Raw genomic sequence first — 19,247 nt, forward strand, 5'->3', positions numbered from 1 at the left:
TAATCCGGCCTAATCAATAAAGCTCCAGCTGTCGGCGCCGTCAAAGCGGCGCACCGGGACCTTTGCGGCCTCCTCAGGGTCGCAGAGGTTGAGGTTTACCGCCATAGGACCGGTTTCTGGCTCGGCCATGTTTTCCCAATGGGTTGGGCAGCCGCAGGTGGTGCAGCTGTGAAAGCCGATGTTTTCTTCGCCGCGCAGGTAGCGGTGGGTGGCGCCTTCGGCCATGTGGAAGGTGATCTGATCGGCATTGGCATAGATCCAGGTGGCGCCCAGACGGCGGCAGATCGAACAGTTGCAGGAGGCCGCTGTTTCGGCTGTTCGCTGATAGTCAAAACGCACAGCGCCGCAGTGACAGGAACCTTGGATCATTGGCTAAGCTCCCTCAGAGAGGTTTGGTTTTACGGGAAAACAACAGGTTGCCCACAGGGCGTCAAGTGCGATCAGGCCATCTTCATGATCCTGGAGACATCTGTCAGCGCCTCTTGCTGGCTGCTGGGGGGATGCGGGTATTTCCGATGGACGCGCCACATTCACTAGATTGGCGACTTGCAACATGGCCCCAGATTTATGGTGCGTTTAGATAAATTCTTGCGTGTATCCTGCGTTCCCCAGAACGCATGTCGAGTACTCTTATCCAGAGTTTGTAATTAGTGAGGACGCGATTAAAGTACTTGCTGGTAAACGATGTGCGCCTATCAACCTCACCATTTTCAAACCAAGCTTTATCTGTGGTACTCAAGTTCGAGTCATCCGCATGGATCACATATGTGCTGTCCATGTTTTCCGTGAAGAACGCGATCGGATCGTCAATCTGGTTGTCTTCCAGATAGTGCAGCACGGCATCGGTCACCAGCTGCGGATCAGATCTGTGGCCGAATTCCCTGATCGTTGCCTTGGCGAACTTATCGAAATCCGATGCGAAGAGCGGCAGCAGTATGACAGCCAGCAGGCTGGCAGACAAAAGACCTAGGAAAAGATGGAAAATGCGTCTCATGGCTACTCACTTATGGCAGCACGGGCTGCGTTAGGGTTGCTGCAGAGGCTCTTATTGCATCCATGGGGTGTCAAGTTGCGTGGGGCGCGGGGGGCATCCATTGGCCCGCCCCCGGCGAGCTGCATCAGGCTGTCCGGCGCAGTCACCATCTATCACATTCCTGCGTGCTGGGGTTTCCATCGCCCTGAAAACCGCCACAGTAGCAGTCAGGAGGATCGCCCATGACACGCCTGTTCACTGCCCTGACTGTTGCCCTTGGCCTGACCACCGCCACCACGACTGCCTTCGCTGATCCAAACTTTTGGCAACATGAATGGCCGGAGACGGATTTTAGTCAGACCACGGTGGCCAATTGGGCTGAGATCTTGTCGGGCGGGCCGCCCAAAGATGGCATTCCGGCGGTGGATGAGCCGCAGTTTCTGCGTCAGTCGGATGAGGCGGGGCTGTCACCGCGCGAAAGCGTGATCACCGTGGCGCTGGAGGGCCAGCCGGCGCGCGCCTATCCGCTGCGCTATCTGATGTGGCATGAGATTGTGAATGATCGGATTGGCGATATTCCGGTGGCGGTGACCTTCTGCCCCCTGTGCAACTCGGCCATCGTGTTTGACCGGCGCACTGAGGCGGGCGAATTGTCCTTCGGCGTCTCGGGCAAGCTGCGCAATTCGGACATGGTGATGTATGACCGCGAAACCGAGAGTTGGTGGCAGCAGGCGCTTGGCACAGGCATCGTGGGCGATCTGACCGGGGTGGAGCTGACCCAGCTGCCGGTCTGGATGGAGAGCTGGGCCGCCTTCCGCGAGGCCCATCCTGAGGGGCTGGTTATGGCAGAGCCGCCGTTCCGTCGCGCCTATGGCATGAACCCCTATCAGAATTACGACAGTTCACACCGGCCGTTTCTGTACAGTGGGGAGAACCCGCCGCATGATGTACCGCCCTTGATGCGGGTGGTGCGGGTGGGCGATGCCGCCTGGACCTTTGACCGGCTGCGGGCGGAGCAGCGGATTGCGGAGAACGGCGTGACGCTGACCTGGGAGGATGAACAATCCTCCGCCCTGGATACTGCCGATATTGGGGGTGGCAAAGCGGTGGGGGCGATCCGGGTGCGCGATGGCGCCGGGCAGGATGTGGCCCATGATGTGATGTTTGCCTTTGCCTTTCATGCGTTCTGGCCCGAGGGCCAATGGATGGTGAAATGAGTATTTTTGAAACAGTGAATATGTTTCATCGTTTCAAAATACACTCCGGGGGATGAATTAGTGCCAACGTAGTGGCGCCATGAAGGGGGCAGCGCCCCCTGGCCGCGTGTTAGCGATGCTCAGGGCCCATTTCTGTTCCTGTACCGGTTCGGCGTCTCTTCAAACGGTGCCCGATAAGACATTTCCATTGCGTGTCGACACTTGCGCCGCTATCAAAGCCTCATGAACGCAACGATTTGCATTATTATCTGCTGCATTACCTGCTGAGACATCTCAGGCGGGCCGTTGTTCTTCTTCCAAACATGAGTTGATCTTGCTAAGCCCGCCGCGAAGCCATGATGCACGCGTGTGAGGACGCTATGACGGAAACAGTGATCAAACTGCACAACTCCAAAAGCCGGTCGAAAGAGGTATTTGCCCCGATCGATCCCAAGAACGTGCGGATGTATGTCTGTGGTCCGACGGTTTATGACCGCGCCCATTTGGGCAATGCGCGTCCCGTGATCGTCTTTGACACGCTGTATCGCCTGCTGCGTCATGTGTATGGCGCCGAACACGTCACCTATGCGCGCAACTTCACCGATGTGGATGACAAGATCAATGCCACGGCCGTATCGCGCAAAGAGGCAGGGGCCGAGGGCACGCTGGAACAGCTGGTCACCGAGCGGTCCGATGAGACCATCGCCTGGTATCTGAAGGACATGGGTGCGCTTGGCGCGATGGAACCCGATCACATGCCGCGCGCGACCGAGTTTATCGCACCAATGGTGGCGATGATCGAGGATCTGATCGCCAAGGGCCATGCCTATGCCGCTGAGGGCCATGTGTTGTTTGCGGTGGAAAGCTACAAGGCCTATGGCGCGCTGTCGGGCCGGTCGGTGGATGACATGATTGCCGGTGCGCGGGTGGAAGTGGCACCTTACAAGAAAAACCCGATGGATTTTGTGCTGTGGAAGCCTTCGAGCGATGATCTGCCCGGTTGGGACAGCCCCTGGGGCCGGGGGCGTCCGGGCTGGCACATCGAATGCTCGGCCATGTCATATGAGCTGCTGGGCGCGTCGTTTGACATTCATGGCGGCGGCAACGACCTGCAGTTCCCGCATCATGAGAATGAGATTGCGCAAAGCTGCTGCGCCCATCCCAAGGCGGAGTTCGCCCGCTACTGGATGCACAATGAGATGCTGCAGGTCGAGGGCAAGAAGATGTCCAAGTCCTTGGGCAACTTCTTCACCGTGCGGGATCTGTTGGATCAGGGGGTGCCCGGTGAGGTGATCCGCTTTGTCTTCCTGTCGACCCATTACGGCAAGCCGATGGACTGGACCGAGAAGAAGGCGAAAGAGGCGGAGGCGACGCTGCGCAAGTGGCGCGGTCTGTCCAATTCAGCGACCGACGCAGGAAGCCCTGCAAAGGCTGTTGTTGCAGCTCTTGCCGATGATCTGAATACCTCTCTCGCTCTGACGGAGTTGGGGCGCATGGCCAAGTCTATTCTGCAAAGTCAGCGTAGCGACGTCGATCAAACTGAGATTGATGATTTCGCTGCATCAGCACGCTTGCTTGGGCTGCTGCTCGATGAAGCGGAGATGGGCGCGTGGGTGTTCGGTGGAGTAGTCGATACATTGCTTGTAGATGAGCAGTTGAATGAGTTGGCCGACAAACTGGCGGGCCTGCGCGCAACGGCGATGGAGAACAAGGACTTCGCGCCGGTGGATGCGTTGAAGACCGCGCTGATGGACGCCGGGGTTGAGGTGCGGATGAGCAAGGCGGGGGTGGAACTGCTGCCCGGTGCCGGATTTGACGCGGCGAAGCTGGACGGTTTGTAAGCCACAAAGATTAGGAAACCCAGCCCGGGCTTGCCCGGGCAGCGCCCGACCCGCCCCCAAGGGCGGGCGCTTCACGCCCACCCCGGGCCGGGCGCTGCCCGAACAAGCTAAAGAGCCAGACAAATGAGCAAAGAGCGACTGTATATCTACGACACCACATTGCGCGACGGGCAGCAGACGCAGGGGGTGCAGTTTTCCACGCCGGAAAAGCATCAGATCGCTGCGGTGCTGGATGAGTTGGGCGTCGATTACATCGAGGGTGGCTGGCCCGGTGCTAACCCCACGGACAGTGAGTTCTTTGAAGACAAGCCCAAGCTGAAGGCACGTTTCACCGCCTTTGGGATGACCAAACGGGCCGGGCGCTCGGCCGACAATGATGAGGTCTTGGCAGCGGTGATGAATGCCGGCACATCCTCGGTCTGTTTGGTGGGCAAAAGCCATGATTTCCATGTGGAAACCGCTCTGGGGATCACCCTGGCGGAAAATACCGAAAACATTGCCAAATCGGTTGAACATATCGTGGCTTCGGGCCGCGAAGCGCTGTTTGATGCGGAACATTTCTTTGATGGCTATAAGGCCAATCCGGCTTATGCGCTGGAGGCGGTGAAGGCCGCTTATGAGGCGGGCGCGCGTTGGGTGGTGCTGTGCGACACCAATGGCGGCACCATGCCGTCAGAGATCGGGGCAATTGTGGCGGCGGTGATTGCGGCGGGCATTCCCGGTGATCACCTCGGCATCCACACCCACAATGATACGGAAAACGCGGTGGCGGGCTCATTGGCGGCGGTGGAGGCTGGGGCGCGGCAGATCCAGGGCACGCTCAATGGCTTGGGCGAACGCTGTGGCAATGCCAATCTGACCACGCTGATCCCGACGCTTTTGCTGAAGGAACCCTATGCCAGCCAGTTTGACATTGGTGTGAGCCGGGAAGCGCTGAGCGGGCTGGTGAAAGCCTCGCGTCTGCTGGATGACATTCTGAACCGGGTGCCACAGCGGCAGGCGCCCTATGTGGGGGCTTCCGCCTTTGCGCATAAGGCGGGGCTGCATGCTTCGGCGATCCTGAAAGATCCCAGCACCTATGAACACATTGATCCCGCAACGGTGGGCAATGACCGCATCATCCCGATGTCCAATCAGGCCGGGCAGTCCAACCTGCGCCGCCGTCTGGCCGAGGCCGGGCTGGAGGTCGACAAGGCCAATCCGGCGCTGGCGCGGATCCTGGATGTGATCAAAGCGCGCGAAAGTGAGGGCTACACCTATGATTCCGCGCAGGCGAGTTTTGAACTGCTGGCGCGGGCTGAGCTGGGACAACTGCCCGCGTTTTTTGAGGTAAAGCGCTACAAGGTCACCGTGGAGCGGCGCAAGAACAAGTACAATCGCATGGTTTCGCTCTCGGAGGCGGTGGTTGTGGTCAAAGTGGACGGTGAAAAGAAACTGTCCGTGTCGGAGTCGATGGATGACACCGGCAGTGATCGCGGTCCGGTGAACGCCTTGGCCAAGGCGCTGATCAAGGATCTGGGCCGCTATTCCGAAGTGCTGGCCGATATGCGGCTCGTGGACTTCAAGGTGCGAATAACCCAGGGCGGCACCGAAGCGGTGACGCGTGTCATCATCGACAGCGAAGACGGGCAGGGGCGGCGCTGGTCCACGGTGGGTGTGTCACCAAACATAGTGGATGCCTCATTTGACGCGCTGTTGGATGCGATCAACTGGAAACTGCTGCACTGCGACGCGGCGGTCTGAGGGATGTCTGACGCGATGGCGCATGATGATTTTCAGGCCTGCGCGGATCTGGTGCAGCGTGCCGATCCCGATCGGTTTCTGGCCACAATGGCAGCACCGCCTGCGGCGCGGGATCTGCTGTTTGCGCTTTATGCGGCAAATGTCGAAATCGCCCGCGCGCCCTGGCTGACCCAGGAGGAGATGATCGCCGAATTGCGCCTGCAATGGTGGCGCGATGCCATTGAGGAGATTGGCAAAGGTGGCGTGGTGCGCCGTCATGAGGTGGTGACCGCCTTGGCCCTGACCATGCGGCCTGAGGATGCGGTGTTGCTGGATCAGCTTTGTGATGCGCGGCGCTGGGACATCTACAAAGATCCGTTTGAGGATGTCGCCGATTTTGAACGCTATATCCAGCTGACCTCGGCCAATCTGTTTGTGGTGGCGGTCAATGGCCTGGGCGGTGGCGATGAGCAGGTGGTGCGCGATCTCGGCCATGCGGCGGGTTTGGCCAACTTCCTGCGCGCGATACCGGCGCTGGTGGCGGCGAAACGCGTGCCTTTGCTGGATGGCCGACCCGAGGCGGTGCAGGCCCTTGCTGAGGCAGGGTTGGACCGTCTGACCCGGGCGCGGCGGCGGCGTGGTGACATTCACCGTGATGCGGCCCCGGCCCTGCTGGGCGGCTGGCTGGCCGGTCCGGTGCTGCGGCGCGCGGCCAAGACGCCTGAGGCGGTGCTGGATGATACGCTGATGCCTTCAGAGGCGCAGCGGCGGCTCAGCCTGATGTGGCGCAGTGTCAGCGGTCGTTGGTGAGGCCGTTGGTGATTTGTGCGACGGGCTGCGCGCGTTGAGACAGGATCTCGTTGATCGCTGACATAAGGGGCGTGCCCGAGCCCGAGGGCGGCTCACCGCCTGCCTAGGCCGTGACAGCTACCCTTACGTTTGCCGCTATTGGATATGCTGCAATTCGCGCCCGCCCTGGGGGCGGGGTCGGGCACGAACCGGCTCGCTGCGCGACCCGGTGGGCCCAGCCCCTTACGCCATCTCTTCCTTGGGTTGGAACATCAGCCAGATCAGCGCGCCGCCAGCCAGCATCAGGAAGGGGGCCATGGCAATATTGACCGCCGCCCAGCCTACGGCTGCTTCACCGCCGGAACAGTTCATCAACCCACCCGAGGCCAGCGAGGCCAGGGTGACACCGCCAAAGACCAAGAGGTCATTGAGGCCCTGCATGCGGCCGCGTTCCTCAACCGTGTGGGATGCGGCCAGCAGAGACGTGGCGCCGATAAAACCGAAGTTCCAGCCGATGCCCAGAAGCACCAGTGCGATGAAGAAGTTTTCCAACTCTACCCCCTGCAGGGCGACAAGACCGGCACCCGCAAGGATCACCAAACCGGCGGCAATAATTTTCTGCGTGCCAAAGCGGGCGATCAGATGCCCGGTGAAGAAACTGGGGATATACATCGCCAGCACATGCGCGGTGACGATATCGGCAGCGTTGTCCTGTTCAAAGCCGCAGCCCACCACGGCCAGGGGCGTAGACGTCATCACCAGGTTCATCAGCGCATAAGAGACCATGCCACAGATCACCGCCACGGCGATCACCGGCGTGGTGATCAGCTGCCAGCGGGTGCGGCCCTTCGGTGCATCGGCGCTGGGTTTCGGCGGGGTGGGGATGTCCAGAAACAGGAACAGCAGTGAACCGAGCAGGTTGATCGCGATGATCGCCACATAGGCGCCAAGGAAGGGCACCACGAAGGTATCCGAGGTCAGCTTGACCAGCTGCGGGCCGATGATGGCTGCCGCCAGCCCCCCCGCCATCACATAGGAAATCGCCTTGGGCCGGAAGGCATCCGAGGCGGTATCGGCTGCGGCGAAGCGGTAGAACCCATGCGCTGACATATAGGTGCCGGTGAGGAAGGAGCCGACAAGAAACAGTGGGAATGACGCGATCGACAGTGCATAGGCGCCCACAACCGCGCCTGCTGCGCCAAAGGCCGTGCCCATCATGAACCCGACACGACGGCCAAACCGCTGCATCACAGCCGCCACTGGCGTTGCCGACAGCATGGAGGACAGCACGATCATGGTGATCGGCAGGGTGGCAAAACAGATGTTTGACGCCAGGCTTTGACCCGCCAGCCCGCCAATGGTGAACAGCATCGGCATCTGCGCGCCGAGGATGGCCTGCGCCAGCACCAGGATCACAACATTGCGCTTGGCCGCAGCGTCGGATGTGGGGCCGGTATCGGGGGCGGGGGTATTGATCGCGTCAGTCATGGGGCAAGTGCTAAACCGATTGGTTCAACCCCGCAAGCGGCCTCCTGCCGCAGGAAGGCTGCGACTGGGGTGTGCGTTTGTGCACATTCGTGACGTTTTGCCGGGGGTCGAGCGTGGGATTTGAGTATTTTTGAAACGGTGAAAGCCGCGGTTGCGTCTGAGCCGTAGTGGGATCTGGTTAGGCGAGGTCGATCAGATGGGCGAAGGAGCCGTGGGTGCAGGCCTGACCGTGGCGCTGGCTGAGGCCCATGTCGGGCAGCGCGTTGCCTTCGGCGTCTTTGGCAGCAAAAAGCGGCTGGCCCTTGGCGCTGAGCGTGGTGGCATAGTGGAACTCATGCGCTTTCAGCGGGGTTTTGAATGGGCCGGTCAGTGGTGTCAGATCACGGTAGCCGAGGTGCAATTTGCGTTTGGCAAAGGAGGTTTCCAGCCGCAGTAGACCCGCCATCTGATGCGCGGTGCTATCGGCATCGATCAGCACCTCACCCAGGGTCATGTAGCCGCCGCATTCGCCATAAATTTCAGTGGTTTCTGCAGTTTTGCGAAGGCTGGTCAAGAAGGTTGAATTGGCGGCGAGGCGACCGGCGTGCAGTTCGGGATAACCGCCGGGCAGGTAGAGGAAATCACAGGCGGGCACGGCGTCATCCGCGAGCGGTGAGAAAAAGGTGATTTCGGCCCCTTGGGCGCGCCAGTCCGCCAGCAGGTGCGGATAGCAGAAGGCATAGGCCTGATCGCGGGCCACGGCGATGCGTTGCGCGGGCGGCGGGATGCGGTGGGCCTTGGATTTGGTGGGGGTTGGACGCAGGAGTGTGGTGAGTGTGTCTTGGTCGAGGGTTTCGGCCAACGCATCGGCGGCGCGGTCGAGGAACTGGTCGAGGTCGTCCCGTTCGCCCGCCTGCACAAGGCCCAGGTGGCGCGATGGCATGGTGAGCGTGGCATTGCGGCGCATGGCGGCGAGCACGGGCAGGCCAAGGGGGGCTAGGGCGCGGCGCAGCATCGCCTCATGCCGCTCGGAGCCGACGTTGTTCAGGATCACACCTGCGATGGTGACATTTGCGTCGAAATGGGCAAAGCCCGAAACCAGCGGTGCGACGGAGCCTGCCATGCGGCCAGCGTCCACGACCAGCACCACCGGCAGCTGGAACAGACGCGCCAGATCGGCCACCGCGCCTTTGCCCTGGGGCGGGGCGCCGTCAAAAAGGCCCATGGCCCCTTCGATCACCAATGTGCCGTCGCCAGACGCAAGACTACGGAGCCTGTCGGGTGACATCGCCCAGGCGTCCAGGTTCAGACAGGGCTGGCCGCAGGCGGCTTCGTGAAACTTGGGGTCGATATAGTCGGGGCCGGATTTCGCGCCTCGCACATTCATGCCTTGCCGCGCCAGCAGCCGCAGCAGCGCCAGCGTGACGGTGGTTTTGCCGGCACCCGAGGCGGGCGCGGCGATGATCAGCCCGCCCGAGGGCGTGGGGGCGGTGGCGGCGTTCACGCTTGTTCGGCCGGGCGACCGCGCCCGAGGGGATCGAGGTTGCGGGGCGCTTGGCCGGCGATCAGGCCCTGCCAGTCCAGCACCTGCCGCATCAGGACCGAGCGGCCCACACAAAGGATCGCGGGCGGTTTCAGACCGGAGGCTTGGATATCCGCGGCCATATGGCCCAGCGTGGTTTCCAGCACCTGTTGATCGTCGGTGGTAGCCGAACACACGACAGCGCAGGGTTCATCGGCGGGGCGACCGGCGGAGAGCAACTCACCAGCAATACGCTCCACATGTTTCATACCCATGTAGATCACCAGCACCTGCGCGCCTTCGGCGATGGCCTTCCAGTTCAGCGACGATGGCGTGTCGCCGGTCTGGTCATGGCCGGTCACAAAGGTCACCGACTGGTTCACATCGCGGTGGGTCACCGGAATGCCCGCATAGGCCAAGCCACCGATTCCCGCGCTGATGCCGGGGATGATGCGGCAGTTGACGCCGTGCTGGATCAGGGTCTGGGCCTCTTCACCGCCGCGACCAAAGACAAAGGGATCACCGCCTTTGAGGCGCAGCACACGCTTGCCCGCACGCGCCAGATCCACCAGCCGCAACGAAATGTCGCGCTGTTTGGCGGAGGGTTTGCCGCCGCGTTTGCCCGCATAGATATGTTCGGCCTGCGGCGCCCAATCCAGGATCGCCTCCTGCACCAGGGCGTCATAGATCACCACATCGGCCTGGCGCAGCGCATTCACCGCATGCAGCGTCAGAAGGCCGGGATCGCCGGGACCTGCACCACAAAGCCAGACCCAGCCGGGTTCCAGTGTGGGCCAATCGTGGGCGGGGAGGGTGAGCGAGTCAGTCATGCCCCCTGTATGCCCCGCAGCGGTCTGAGAGAGAAGTCCGGAAACGACATATTGGCGGCGGTTGCGCCGCAGCCTATAGTCGCGCCTTATGAGCCGGAAACCCGACAGAGAATTGCGCCGTGGCTGGACCACGGGCGCCTGTGCCACCGCTGCGACGCGGGCGGCGCTGATGATGCTGTGGGGCGAAGGCAAGCCCGAAAAGGTGCGCATCACCTTGCCCCGTGGCGAAAGGCCTGAGTTCGAGGTGGTTGAGGCGCGCCAGGGCGAAGGCTGGGCCGAGGCGGGGATTGTGAAGGACGCGGGCGATGATCCGGACGTCACCCACGGGACGCTGATTCTGTCACGGGTCGAGGCCTCAGCCGGTGGGGTGGTCTTTGTTGGCGGGCGCGGCGTGGGGCAGGTCACGAAACCCGGTCTGCCGATCCCGCCGGGCGAACCTGCAATCAACCCGGTGCCACGCCAGATGATGACCCAGACGGTGGAGGAAATGGCCACGCGTCTGGGGCAGACGCCTGACATTCAGATCACCGTTTCGGTCCCTGCAGGTGAGGAACTGGCAGCGAAAACCTGGAACCCGCGTTTGGGCATCAAAGGCGGGCTGTCGATCCTAGGTACCACGGGGATTGTGCGGCCCTTCAGCTGCGCGGCCTGGATCGCCTCGATCCATCGCGGGGTGGATGTGGCGCGGGCCGAGGGGCTGGCTCATGTGGCGGGCTGCACTGGTGCGACCTCGGAACGGGTGGTGCAGGGGCTTTATGGCCTGCCGGATCACGCCATGCTGGATATGGGCGATTTTGCCGGGGGGATGTTGAAATACATCGCCAAACATCCGTTGCCCCGTGTCACCATCGGCGGTGGCATCGGCAAGATCACCAAACTGGCGCAGGGCGCGCGGGATCTGCATGCGGGCCGCTCTCAAGTCGATTTTGATCTGCTGGCCGATTGGCTGGGGGATGAGCGGCTGCGAGAGTGTAACACTGCGCTGCAAGCCTATGAGATCATGGGGAAAGATATGGCCGATATGGTCGCCCAGAAGGCGCTGGTTGAGGTGCGAAAGATGCTGCCCGACGGGGTGGAGTGTGATGTGGTTGTGATTGACCGCGCGGGCAAGCTGCTGGCGCGGACCGATGGCGAGGGGGCGCAATGACGGTTTTGTTGCTGGCTGGCACGGGGGAGGCGCGCAAATTGGCGGAGGGGCTGGATCAGGCCTATGTGCCGACGATCGCCTCCCTTGCTGGCGCGACCGAGGCGCCCAAACCCCTGCCGGTGCCCACACGTGTGGGAGGCTTTGGTGGCGAAGCGGCCTTTCGCGATTTCCTTTTTGGAAAAGATATCAAGCTGATCCTTGATGCAACGCATCCTTTTGCGGCGCAGATCAGCGAACGGGCGGCACGTGTCGCTGCGGACATGGATCTGCTCTATTGCCAGCTGCTGCGCCCACCTTGGCGGCCCGGCCCGGGGGAATTTTGGACCACGGTTCCGGATGCGGCGGAGGCCTGCGCGCGGATTGCACCGGGGGCAAAGGTGTTTCTGGCCACTGGCCGCAGCTCATTGCCCGGCTTCATGGCGCTGTCACACAGTGACGTCAGCTTGCGGGTGGTTGACCTGCCTGAGGGGGATTTCCCGATGCCGCAGGGGCGCTACATCGCTGGGCGTCCGCCCTTTGATGTGGAGGAGGAGAAAGCACTGTTCACCGATCTGGGCATCGACACGTTGGTGGTGAAAAACGCCGGCGGGGCGGCAGGTAAGGCCAAGCTGCAGGCGGCGAAGGAGCTGGGCATTCGCGTCATCATGATTGCACGGCCCCCGCAGCCCGCCCCAAAACCTATGGGCCGACAGGTGGAAACCGTGCAGGAGGCGCTGGACTGGGCGGTGGCCGAGGCCAAAGCGCGGGGCGTGATGCCGTGAGCGCTGTTGGGACCGTGGGTGTGGGGCGGATCATCGAAACGGAGGATTGCGTGGCCGAAGGCGTCGCGTGGTTGGGGGCGCATGATCCGGCGATGGCACGGGCCTATGCGGTGACCGGGCCGCTGCCGCTGCGGCGCAAACCCGATGGCTTTGGCGAGTTGTTGTCAGCGATTGTCAGTCAGCAGGTCAGCGTGGCCTCGGCCAATGCGATCTGGAAACGCCTGCAGGATGCGGGCTGTGTTAGTCCCGAAGGCGTGCAGCGCTACAGTTTTGACGATCTGCGCGGGCTGGGCCTGTCACAGCAGAAGGCGCGTTATGCGCTGGCGCTGGCTGAGGCGGGTATCGATTATGACGCCCTGCGCGACGTGCCTAACGCCGAGGTCATCAGGGTTTTGACCGCGGTCAAAGGCATCGGCGTCTGGACGGCAGAGATCTACGCGATGTTTTCGCTGGGCCGCGCCGATGTCTTTGCCCCCGGCGATCTGGCGCTGCAGGTGGCGGCGCAGGATCTTTACGGGCTGGAGGCGCGCCCCAAAGAGCGTGAGCTGCGTCAGATGAGCGAAAATTGGAGCCCCTGGCGCGCCGTTGCAGCCCGTCAGCTCTTTGCCTATTACAGGCATGTCAAACAACGGGAAGGGATCAGATGACACGTGTTTTGCAGGCGGGCCGCAAAGAGGCCAAATCCGGGGTGACCCGGTCGGTGGTTGTGTTCCTGCATGGCTATGGCGCCAATGGCGCGGACCTGTTGGGGCTGGCCGACCCGCTGTCAGATCACCTGCCCGATACGCTGTTCATTGCGCCGGATGCGCCGGAAAACTGCGCCGGGGCGCCGATGGGTTATCAGTGGTTCCCGATCCCTTGGATCGATGGCTCCTCCGAGGAGGAGGCCGAGCGTGGCATGGTTCAGGCGGCCGAGGATCTGAACGCCTTCCTTGATGCGGTGTTGGTGGATGAGGATCTGCTGCCTGAACAGATGGTGCTGTTCGGCTTTTCCCAAGGCACCATGATGTCATTGCATGTGGCGCCGCGCCGGGAGGATGAGATTGCCGGCATCGTGGCTTTCTCGGGCCGGTTGATGTCACCGGATCTGTTGAAGGATGAGGCGATCTCAAAACCTTCGATCCTGCTGGTGCATGGCGATCAGGACGATGTGGTGCCGGTGCAATCGCTGCCGGAAGCTGCCGAAGCGCTGGATGAGGCTGGGTTTAAAGAGGTTTACGCCCATATCATGAAGGGCACCGCCCATGGCATTGCCCCCGATGGTCTGTCGGTGGCGCTGGCCTTCATGCGGGACAAGCTGGGGCTTTAACGCCCTGTCCTGTGGGAGATGATGGGTGAGGGGGCGCTGCCCCCCTTGGCCTGCGGCCAATTCCCCCCGGAGTATTTTGAAAACGTTGAAAGCGCCGTCTGTCATCAAGGCAGGCGGCGTTTGCTGTTTTTTTCCAGCGTCATATGGCTGTCATCTGCGTAAGCGAGATAAAGCAGCAGAACTCTATATCATGGGGGTTGTCGGATCGATCCCGGGATATATAGTGTTAATTAAGGCAAGGATCGGGGGATCCTGTGTGACTTCCTGATCTGCGCCCCGTTTTTAGGGCAGGAGGGATAGTCCCCCATGGATGGCGATTTCAGGCATGAGTTTGTACGTGAACGCGGCGCGTTGAAACAGCACCCGGCGCTGGTGCTGAATGCGGATTACCGGCCGCTGTCTTACTACCCGCTGTCGCTTTGGCCCTGGCAGGAGGCGGTGAAAGCGGTCTGGCTGGACCGGGTGGACATCGTTGCGGAATATGACGCCGAAGTGGCCAGCCCCAGCACCCGAATAAAAATCCCCTCGGTTGTGGTGTTGAAAGACTATGTGAAACCCAGAAAGCGCGTGGCCTTCACGCGCTTTAATTTGTTTTTGAGGGATGAATTTTCCTGCCAGTATTGCGGCAGCCGGGGCGATCTGACCTTTGACCATGTGGTGCCGCGCGCCGCCGGGGGCATTACCAGCTGGGAAAACGTTGTGGCGGCCTGTTCGCCCTGCAACCTGAAAAAGGGGTCAAAGTCGCTGCGTCGGGCGGGCATGTCGCTGCGCAAGGTGCCGCGGCGGCCAACCGCGTCTGAGTTGAACAACGTGGGGCGCAAATTCCCGCCCAATATGCTGCATGAGAGCTGGATGGATTACCTCTACTGGGACGCCGAGCTGGAGGCATGAGCAGAGGTTTGACAACTGGGCTTGAAACTGGTCCAAGGCGGCAGATCTTTGACCCATTGGAATCGGGAACCCTGCCATGACCGCCAAACGCCTTGTGATCTCCAGCGATCACGCTGACATCGAGCTGCGCAAGACCATCGCCAAACATGCGGCGGACAAGGGCTGGGCGGTTGACGACATCGGCCCGATGACCAGCGAAAGCACCCATTACCCGATCCACGGCAAAGCCGCGGCAGAGAAGATTGTGGCCGGTGAGGCGGATCTGGGCATCATCGTCTGTGGCACCGGCCAGGGTATCATGATGGCCGCCAACAAGGTTGAGGGCATCCGCTGCGGTGTCTGTTCCGATGTGTTCTCGGCCAAGATGATCCGCGCCCATAACAATGCCAACATGCTGTCGCTGGGCGCGCGTGTGATCGGCGAAGGGCTGGCGCTGGAAATCGTCGATGCCTTTCTGGAAGCCGAGTTCGAAGGCGGCCGCCACGCCACCCGCGTGGATATGATCGAAGGCTGATTTTGCTGTTCGATGCGAAATTTTGGGCGCCTCCGGAGGGATCTGGGGGCGCTTTTTGGTTTTGATTAAGGGAATGTTAGGGGATGGCTGCCAAACTGACAGACGCGTCGCGGATTTGCCCCGGCTGCGGCGCCGATCTGGACCCTGAACTGGGGCCCACCCATGACTATATGACCGCCAGTCCCGCCTGTTACGCGCGGTTCACGGCAGTGCTGGCACATGAATACAGCAATCCCGCTTTGTTGGCGACGCACCGGCTGAGCGTGGACACCTATGCGGTACAGCACCCCGGTGACGGGTCAGAGCGGCGGATGGTGCAATCGGTCGGGCTGCATCTGGCACGGCTATATGTGCAGCTAGAGGATCGCGCGGCTGGCCATCCGCGTGGTGCGGAGGCGACGAATGCGGTGATGCTGGGGCTCGGGCGGCATAAGGCAACGTTGGAGTGGTTGGCGCCGCCAGCGCGGTTTGCGGTGACTGTGGCGGATGTTGCGCCTTTTGCGGGCGGGCCGGAGCATGCCGCGCGGGTGATCACCTGGGCAGAGGCGACATGGGCTGATTGGGCGGCGCATCATGGCTATGTGCGTGATTGGGTTGGGCGCTGGATGGGGCTGTGAAGGGTCCGCGTTGCCCTAGGCCTTGCCGCAGGCGGTTTGAATGTAACCGGGTTGCGCGTAGGGCTGTGTGTCCACGGGGGACCAGTTAAGGCGTTTGTAGCTCCAGATGTAGGTCTGCCCGTTTGCCATGGTGAGGCCATGTGCTTCGCCCAGGAAACTGGTGCGGATGTGGCGAAGCGACCAGAGGAAACTGTGGCGCTTGACCTCCGATGCGCCAAGGGCGAGGGCGCGCTGACACATCAGGGAACGGCTGTGTCTCTCTGCCATCGGTAGGGCGAGCGGGATTACAACGGCCACTACAATCAGCGGCGTCCAGATCCGCAGGGGCGCAAAGATCGCAGCGATCAAGGCGAGGCAGAGGCCCGCGCCAAGCGGGAGGTAGTAGAAGTCAGCGTAGAAATTTGAATGCTGTAGGAGCAAGTCGGAGACCAGCACAGCGGTTGGCAGTGGCCAGAGGAAACCGATCACGGCGGACCATCCTCCACCCATTGCGAGAACAATGAAGGTTATGATCAGGGAGAGTTGCAGCGCCAGCGCGCCGTAGGTCCAACGCTTGCCTGATGTCCTCAGCCCAAGGAGGAGCCAGATCCAAGCTGCCCCAAGGGCGGCGGCGATCAATAGAAACAGAAGGGACAGAAAATAAAGCATAGCCGAAGCTGATTAGCTAGAAACGAAAAAGGCGCCCCCGAAATGCCTTCTGGGGACGCCTTGGAATGTCTTAGATCCGTTGGGGATCCGCCGGGGATCAGCCTTCGGCTTTGGGCGCCTTGGCAGGTTTGCCACCCGACAGCGGGTCGTCCTGACGCTGAACGGAGCCTTCGAAATGGGCGCCGCTTTCGATCGCGATGGTTTTGTGGATGATGTCACCTTCGACGCGGGCGGTCGAGGTCAGGCGCACCTTCAGGCCACGCACGCGGCCTACGATACGGCCGTTGATCACCACGTCATCGGCAACCACTTCGCCTTTGATGGTGGCGGTTTCACCGATGGTCAGCAGGTGGGCGCGGATGTCGCCCTCCACAGTGCCTTCGACCTGAATGTCGCCGGTGGTTTTCAGGTTGCCAGTGATGTGCAGGTCCGAAGACAGCACCGATGCCGGCGGTTTGGCCTTGGGCGCAGTGGGTTTGAAATCTGTCTTGGGCGCCGCGGCTTCGGGGGCTGCGGGCTTCGGAGTTTCGCTGGCTTTGGGGCCGGGTTCGTTGATTTTGCTTTTAGAAAACATCGTTTGCAGCCTTGATATAGATCATTGGGTTTGCAGGCTTGCCGCCCACACGCACCTCATAGTGAAGGTGGGTCCCGGTTGAACGTCCGGTATTCCCCATATCACCGATGCGTTGCCCGCGCGAGACCCTTTGACCGACCTTCACGCGAATTTTCGACAGGTGAGCATAGCGCGTCTCAATTCCAAACTCATGTTGGATTTTAATCAAACGGCCATAGCCCGAGGACCACCCGGCATGAACAATCACGCCGTCCGCGGTGGAATAGATGGGGGTGCCAGTGGGGCCGGCGAAATCCGCCCCCTTGTGCAGGCGGCGCCCGCCGGTTTTCGGATCCCGGCGATAGCCGAAGCCCGAGGTAAAGCGCACCGCGTCCTTCACCGGTTTGGCAAAAGGCGCCTTGGAGGCGGCGATACGGTAGAGGTTGAGGTGATCCAGCTGGCGCAGGATCCGGTTGGCGCGCAGCTCATCGGCGGAGGGCTCTTCCCCTTTGGTGGAGAAGGACATCGGCATCAGCGGGCCGCCCTGACCGTCGTGGTTGGAGCGCACCTGATCGATCAGGCTCTTGGTTGAGAGGCCGGCGGCGCGGAACATCTTGTCCAGCGGCTCCACCGAAATGGTCATCGCATCTTCCAGCTGGCGGAAAATCTGATCGTTCTGATCTTCCATCAGCTTGATCTGAAACTCCAGATCTTCGGCATCTTTCAGCGCCTGCTTGGCATCGGCCAGGATCTGGTCACGTTCGGCGGCGGTGTCCGCCAGCGCGGCGACCATGAAGTCCAGCGTGTCATCAGAGCCTTCGACCTTGCGGTTCTGGCCCAGCGGATCCCCGATCTGCTGCATCACCGCCAGACGGCCGCGCGCCTCATCGCGCTGATCCATGGTGTCACGCAGGTTGGACTGAATGACCTCAATGCCGGTTTCCAACTCAGCCCGGGCAATTTCCGAGGCCAGAAGCTGGCTCTGCATGTCCGAGATCTGGTCCAGCGCTAGGTTGAACCGGTTCTGCGCCGCCATGGCCTCGGCCGCGCGGGTGTCGCGTTCTTCGGCCAGCAGGTTCAGGCGGTTTTCGTAAACGCGTTGATCGCGTTTGGCCTGTTCGCGGAAGTTGCCCGATCCGATGCTGTCCATCAGCAGGATCGCCGTGGCCACAATCGCCCAGGCCACAACCGACGCGCTGCCGGCGAAGGCAATCAGCTGGGTGGCCGGTCGCAGGCGGATAAACCGCGTGTCGCTGTCCGATCGCAGAAATAAACGACGCTCGGGGAACCATGGTTCCAGTATGGCGTCAAGTTTGATTGCAAGACGTGTTCTCACCCGTCTGTCCCCTTTGTCCCCACTCGTCGTGGCCCGTTTCTGTGGCAGGTCCACCGGCTAAGGTGTTAAACAGCCCCCCCGCGTATGGCAACAAATTTAGACGAATAGGGTCGGACTACGGACGTATTTCCGCCGATTTGGCGGAAATTTGCCGATTCAGAAGGGGTTAGAGGGGGCAGAAAGCCGCCACCAAGAACGCGCGGTTGGTGGCGGTTGCAGGGGGGATGCACGCAAAACGCGCATGCGTATGTGTATCGTTTGTCCCTTAGGCCGGACGACCCTTCGCCGGGGTCTGGTCCGCCAACGGCCAGTAGAAATCGGGCGGCAAGCCGGCTTCGGCGCGCTTTTCCTCATTGAAGGGCGGTTTCAGCGCGCCATGGAAATACTTGCGCACGAGGGCGTGAAATTCGTCCTTCGGGTCCAGCTCATGACGGCCGCAGAGGAAATGGAACCATTTGGAGCCATAGGCCACATGCCCCACTTCTTCGGCGTAGATGACCTCCAGAGCTTCGATTGTGGCGGTTTCCTTGGCGTTCTGGAAGATCTTGATCATGCCGGGCGTCACATCCAACCCGCGTGCCTCCAGTACCATGGGAACCACTGCGAGGCGGCCCATGATGTCATCCACCGTGTCTTCGGCGGCGCGCCACATGCCAGCATGGGCTGGCATCGCGCCATAGTGGCTGCCCATCGCTTCAAGACAGTCGCATACCAGGTTGAAATGTTTGGATTCTTCATCGGCTGATTTGACCCAGTCATCATAGAAACCCAGCGGCATCTTGATATGGCCAAAACGCGCGATGATGTCCCAATGCAGGTCCACGGCGTTCAGTTCGATATGGGCCACCGCATGCAGGATCGCTTTGCGTCCCTCAGGGCTGCCGGGGCGGCGGCGCGGCACGTCGCGGGGATCCAGCAGCTCTGGCTGCTCTGGGCGGGCCGGGCGCAGGGGTGGTTCTGCTTCGCCCACGGGCAACGGGGTGCCGGCCGCGCGGGCGGCAAACCATTCGGCAGCGTATTTATGTGACAGCGCGGTTTTTGCGCGGCCATCGGCGGTGGTGAGTACCTCCACCGCCATCTGTGTCAGAGTTTTCTGGCTCATGCGCCCCTCAGGATCAATCTAGGGGCGCT

Annotated in this window: 20 protein-coding genes; 11 read left to right on the forward strand and 9 right to left on the reverse strand. The window is 61.5% G+C overall.

Annotated features, from left to right (window positions below; all coding sequences use genetic code 11):
* Positions 1-9: 9 nt before the first annotated feature.
* On the reverse strand, positions 10-369 hold the full coding sequence (locus TL5118_RS06530; protein ID WP_058241866.1) for a GFA family protein: 360 nt from the start codon (positions 367-369) through the stop codon (positions 10-12).
* Between the two features lie 196 nt (positions 370-565).
* On the reverse strand, positions 566-994 hold the full coding sequence (locus tag TL5118_RS06535) for a hypothetical protein (RefSeq protein WP_058241867.1): 429 nt from the start codon (positions 992-994) through the stop codon (positions 566-568).
* Between the two features lie 221 nt (positions 995-1,215).
* On the opposite strand from TL5118_RS06535, the gene TL5118_RS06540 reads away from it, so the two are divergent.
* The 4 genes from TL5118_RS06540 (at position 1,216) to TL5118_RS06555 (ending at position 6,542) form a co-directional block, all read left to right on the forward strand.
* Positions 1,216-2,190: a DUF3179 domain-containing protein gene (locus TL5118_RS06540; RefSeq protein WP_058241868.1), complete on the forward strand. Its 975-nt coding sequence runs from the start codon at positions 1,216-1,218 to the stop codon at positions 2,188-2,190.
* A gap of 359 nt (positions 2,191-2,549) precedes the next feature.
* Entirely contained in the window at positions 2,550-4,010 is a 1,461-nt protein-coding gene (cysS, locus tag TL5118_RS06545) for a cysteine--tRNA ligase (RefSeq protein WP_058241869.1), read from the forward strand.
* 123 nt (positions 4,011-4,133) lie between these two features.
* A complete protein-coding gene (cimA, locus tag TL5118_RS06550) occupies positions 4,134-5,753 on the forward strand; it encodes a citramalate synthase (protein WP_058241870.1) in 1,620 nt (539 codons plus the stop codon).
* 3 nt (positions 5,754-5,756) lie between these two features.
* Complete coding sequence (locus tag TL5118_RS06555; RefSeq protein ID WP_058241871.1) at positions 5,757-6,542, forward strand: phytoene/squalene synthase family protein; 786 nt, start codon at positions 5,757-5,759, stop codon at positions 6,540-6,542.
* A gap of 222 nt (positions 6,543-6,764) precedes the next feature.
* On the opposite strand, the gene TL5118_RS06560 is transcribed toward TL5118_RS06555, so the two are convergent.
* The 3 genes from TL5118_RS06560 to cobA form a co-directional block, all read right to left on the reverse strand.
* Entirely contained in the window at positions 6,765-8,009 is a 1,245-nt protein-coding gene (locus TL5118_RS06560) for an MFS transporter (protein WP_058241872.1), read from the reverse strand.
* 178 nt (positions 8,010-8,187) lie between these two features.
* Positions 8,188-9,492 carry a cobyrinic acid a,c-diamide synthase CobB gene (locus TL5118_RS06565; protein WP_058241873.1) on the reverse strand — a complete coding sequence of 435 codons (1,305 nt, stop codon included), beginning with the start codon at positions 9,490-9,492 and terminating at the stop codon, positions 8,188-8,190.
* Positions 9,489-10,340: a uroporphyrinogen-III C-methyltransferase gene (gene cobA / locus TL5118_RS06570; protein ID WP_058241874.1), complete on the reverse strand. Its 852-nt coding sequence runs from the start codon at positions 10,338-10,340 to the stop codon at positions 9,489-9,491. Before cobA ends, TL5118_RS06565 begins: the two co-directional genes overlap by 4 nt.
* A gap of 88 nt (positions 10,341-10,428) precedes the next feature.
* Between cobA and TL5118_RS06575 the strand changes: the two genes are divergently transcribed.
* The 7 genes from TL5118_RS06575 (at position 10,429) to TL5118_RS06605 (ending at position 15,579) form a co-directional block, all read left to right on the forward strand.
* Positions 10,429-11,487 carry a cobalt-precorrin-5B (C(1))-methyltransferase gene (locus tag TL5118_RS06575; protein ID WP_058241875.1) on the forward strand — a complete coding sequence of 353 codons (1,059 nt, stop codon included), beginning with the start codon at positions 10,429-10,431 and terminating at the stop codon, positions 11,485-11,487.
* Positions 11,484-12,248 carry a cobalt-precorrin-6A reductase gene (locus TL5118_RS06580; RefSeq protein ID WP_058241876.1) on the forward strand — a complete coding sequence of 255 codons (765 nt, stop codon included), beginning with the start codon at positions 11,484-11,486 and terminating at the stop codon, positions 12,246-12,248. Before TL5118_RS06575 ends, TL5118_RS06580 begins: the two co-directional genes overlap by 4 nt.
* Before the next feature lie 14 nt (positions 12,249-12,262).
* Positions 12,263-12,895 carry a DNA-3-methyladenine glycosylase family protein gene (locus tag TL5118_RS06585; protein ID WP_058242070.1) on the forward strand — a complete coding sequence of 211 codons (633 nt, stop codon included), beginning with the start codon at positions 12,263-12,265 and terminating at the stop codon, positions 12,893-12,895.
* Entirely contained in the window at positions 12,892-13,557 is a 666-nt protein-coding gene (locus tag TL5118_RS06590; protein ID WP_058241877.1) for an alpha/beta hydrolase, read from the forward strand. The genes TL5118_RS06585 and TL5118_RS06590 overlap by 4 nt, the downstream gene beginning before the upstream one ends.
* A gap of 306 nt (positions 13,558-13,863) precedes the next feature.
* Positions 13,864-14,448, forward strand: coding sequence for an HNH endonuclease (locus tag TL5118_RS06595; protein WP_058241878.1), 585 nt, complete (start codon positions 13,864-13,866; stop codon positions 14,446-14,448).
* A 76-nt stretch (positions 14,449-14,524) separates the two neighbouring features.
* Positions 14,525-14,962 (forward strand): ribose 5-phosphate isomerase B, encoded by a 438-nt coding sequence (gene rpiB, locus TL5118_RS06600; protein WP_058241879.1) that lies wholly within the window; start codon positions 14,525-14,527, stop codon positions 14,960-14,962.
* A gap of 83 nt (positions 14,963-15,045) precedes the next feature.
* Positions 15,046-15,579 carry a DUF5946 family protein gene (locus TL5118_RS06605; protein WP_058241880.1) on the forward strand — a complete coding sequence of 178 codons (534 nt, stop codon included), beginning with the start codon at positions 15,046-15,048 and terminating at the stop codon, positions 15,577-15,579.
* Between the two features lie 15 nt (positions 15,580-15,594).
* On the opposite strand, the gene TL5118_RS06610 is transcribed toward TL5118_RS06605, so the two are convergent.
* The 4 genes from TL5118_RS06610 to TL5118_RS06625 all read right to left on the reverse strand — a co-directional run bounded on the left by TL5118_RS06610 (position 15,595) and on the right by TL5118_RS06625 (position 19,218).
* Entirely contained in the window at positions 15,595-16,227 is a 633-nt protein-coding gene (locus tag TL5118_RS06610; protein ID WP_058241881.1) for a hypothetical protein, read from the reverse strand.
* Between the two features lie 97 nt (positions 16,228-16,324).
* Positions 16,325-16,801: a bactofilin family protein gene (locus TL5118_RS06615; RefSeq protein ID WP_058241882.1), complete on the reverse strand. Its 477-nt coding sequence runs from the start codon at positions 16,799-16,801 to the stop codon at positions 16,325-16,327.
* Positions 16,791-18,116, reverse strand: coding sequence for a M23 family metallopeptidase (locus TL5118_RS06620; protein ID WP_058241883.1), 1,326 nt, complete (start codon positions 18,114-18,116; stop codon positions 16,791-16,793). The genes TL5118_RS06615 and TL5118_RS06620 overlap by 11 nt, the downstream gene beginning before the upstream one ends.
* 265 nt (positions 18,117-18,381) lie before the next feature.
* Positions 18,382-19,218: a ferritin-like domain-containing protein gene (locus tag TL5118_RS06625; RefSeq protein WP_058241884.1), complete on the reverse strand. Its 837-nt coding sequence runs from the start codon at positions 19,216-19,218 to the stop codon at positions 18,382-18,384.
* Between the last annotated feature and the right edge of the window lie 29 nt (positions 19,219-19,247).

It is taken from the genome of Thalassovita autumnalis, from assembly GCF_001458255.1.
GTDB classification, from domain to species: Bacteria; Pseudomonadota; Alphaproteobacteria; order Rhodobacterales; family Rhodobacteraceae; genus Thalassobius; species Thalassobius autumnalis.

Coding starts and splice junctions, on each gene's coding strand:
- cimA (WP_058241870.1), top strand. CDS start 4,134: ATGAGCAAAGAGCGACTGTATATCTACGACACCACATTGCGCGACGGG.
- TL5118_RS06555 (WP_058241871.1), top strand. CDS start 5,757: ATGTCTGACGCGATGGCGCATGATGATTTTCAGGCCTGCGCGGATCTG.
- TL5118_RS06615 (WP_058241882.1), bottom strand. CDS start 16,801: ATGTTTTCTAAAAGCAAAATCAACGAACCCGGCCCCAAAGCCAGCGAA.
- rpiB (WP_058241879.1), top strand. CDS start 14,525: ATGACCGCCAAACGCCTTGTGATCTCCAGCGATCACGCTGACATCGAG.
- cobA (WP_058241874.1), bottom strand. CDS start 10,340: ATGACTGACTCGCTCACCCTCCCCGCCCACGATTGGCCCACACTGGAA.
- TL5118_RS06605 (WP_058241880.1), top strand. CDS start 15,046: ATGGCTGCCAAACTGACAGACGCGTCGCGGATTTGCCCCGGCTGCGGC.
- TL5118_RS06535 (WP_058241867.1), bottom strand. CDS start 994: ATGAGACGCATTTTCCATCTTTTCCTAGGTCTTTTGTCTGCCAGCCTG.
- cysS (WP_058241869.1), top strand. CDS start 2,550: ATGACGGAAACAGTGATCAAACTGCACAACTCCAAAAGCCGGTCGAAA.
- TL5118_RS06575 (WP_058241875.1), top strand. CDS start 10,429: ATGAGCCGGAAACCCGACAGAGAATTGCGCCGTGGCTGGACCACGGGC.
- TL5118_RS06595 (WP_058241878.1), top strand. CDS start 13,864: ATGGATGGCGATTTCAGGCATGAGTTTGTACGTGAACGCGGCGCGTTG.
- TL5118_RS06590 (WP_058241877.1), top strand. CDS start 12,892: ATGACACGTGTTTTGCAGGCGGGCCGCAAAGAGGCCAAATCCGGGGTG.
- TL5118_RS06560 (WP_058241872.1), bottom strand. CDS start 8,009: ATGACTGACGCGATCAATACCCCCGCCCCCGATACCGGCCCCACATCC.
- TL5118_RS06625 (WP_058241884.1), bottom strand. CDS start 19,218: ATGAGCCAGAAAACTCTGACACAGATGGCGGTGGAGGTACTCACCACC.
- TL5118_RS06610 (WP_058241881.1), bottom strand. CDS start 16,227: ATGCTTTATTTTCTGTCCCTTCTGTTTCTATTGATCGCCGCCGCCCTT.
- TL5118_RS06530 (WP_058241866.1), bottom strand. CDS start 369: ATGATCCAAGGTTCCTGTCACTGCGGCGCTGTGCGTTTTGACTATCAG.
- TL5118_RS06540 (WP_058241868.1), top strand. CDS start 1,216: ATGACACGCCTGTTCACTGCCCTGACTGTTGCCCTTGGCCTGACCACC.
- TL5118_RS06580 (WP_058241876.1), top strand. CDS start 11,484: ATGACGGTTTTGTTGCTGGCTGGCACGGGGGAGGCGCGCAAATTGGCG.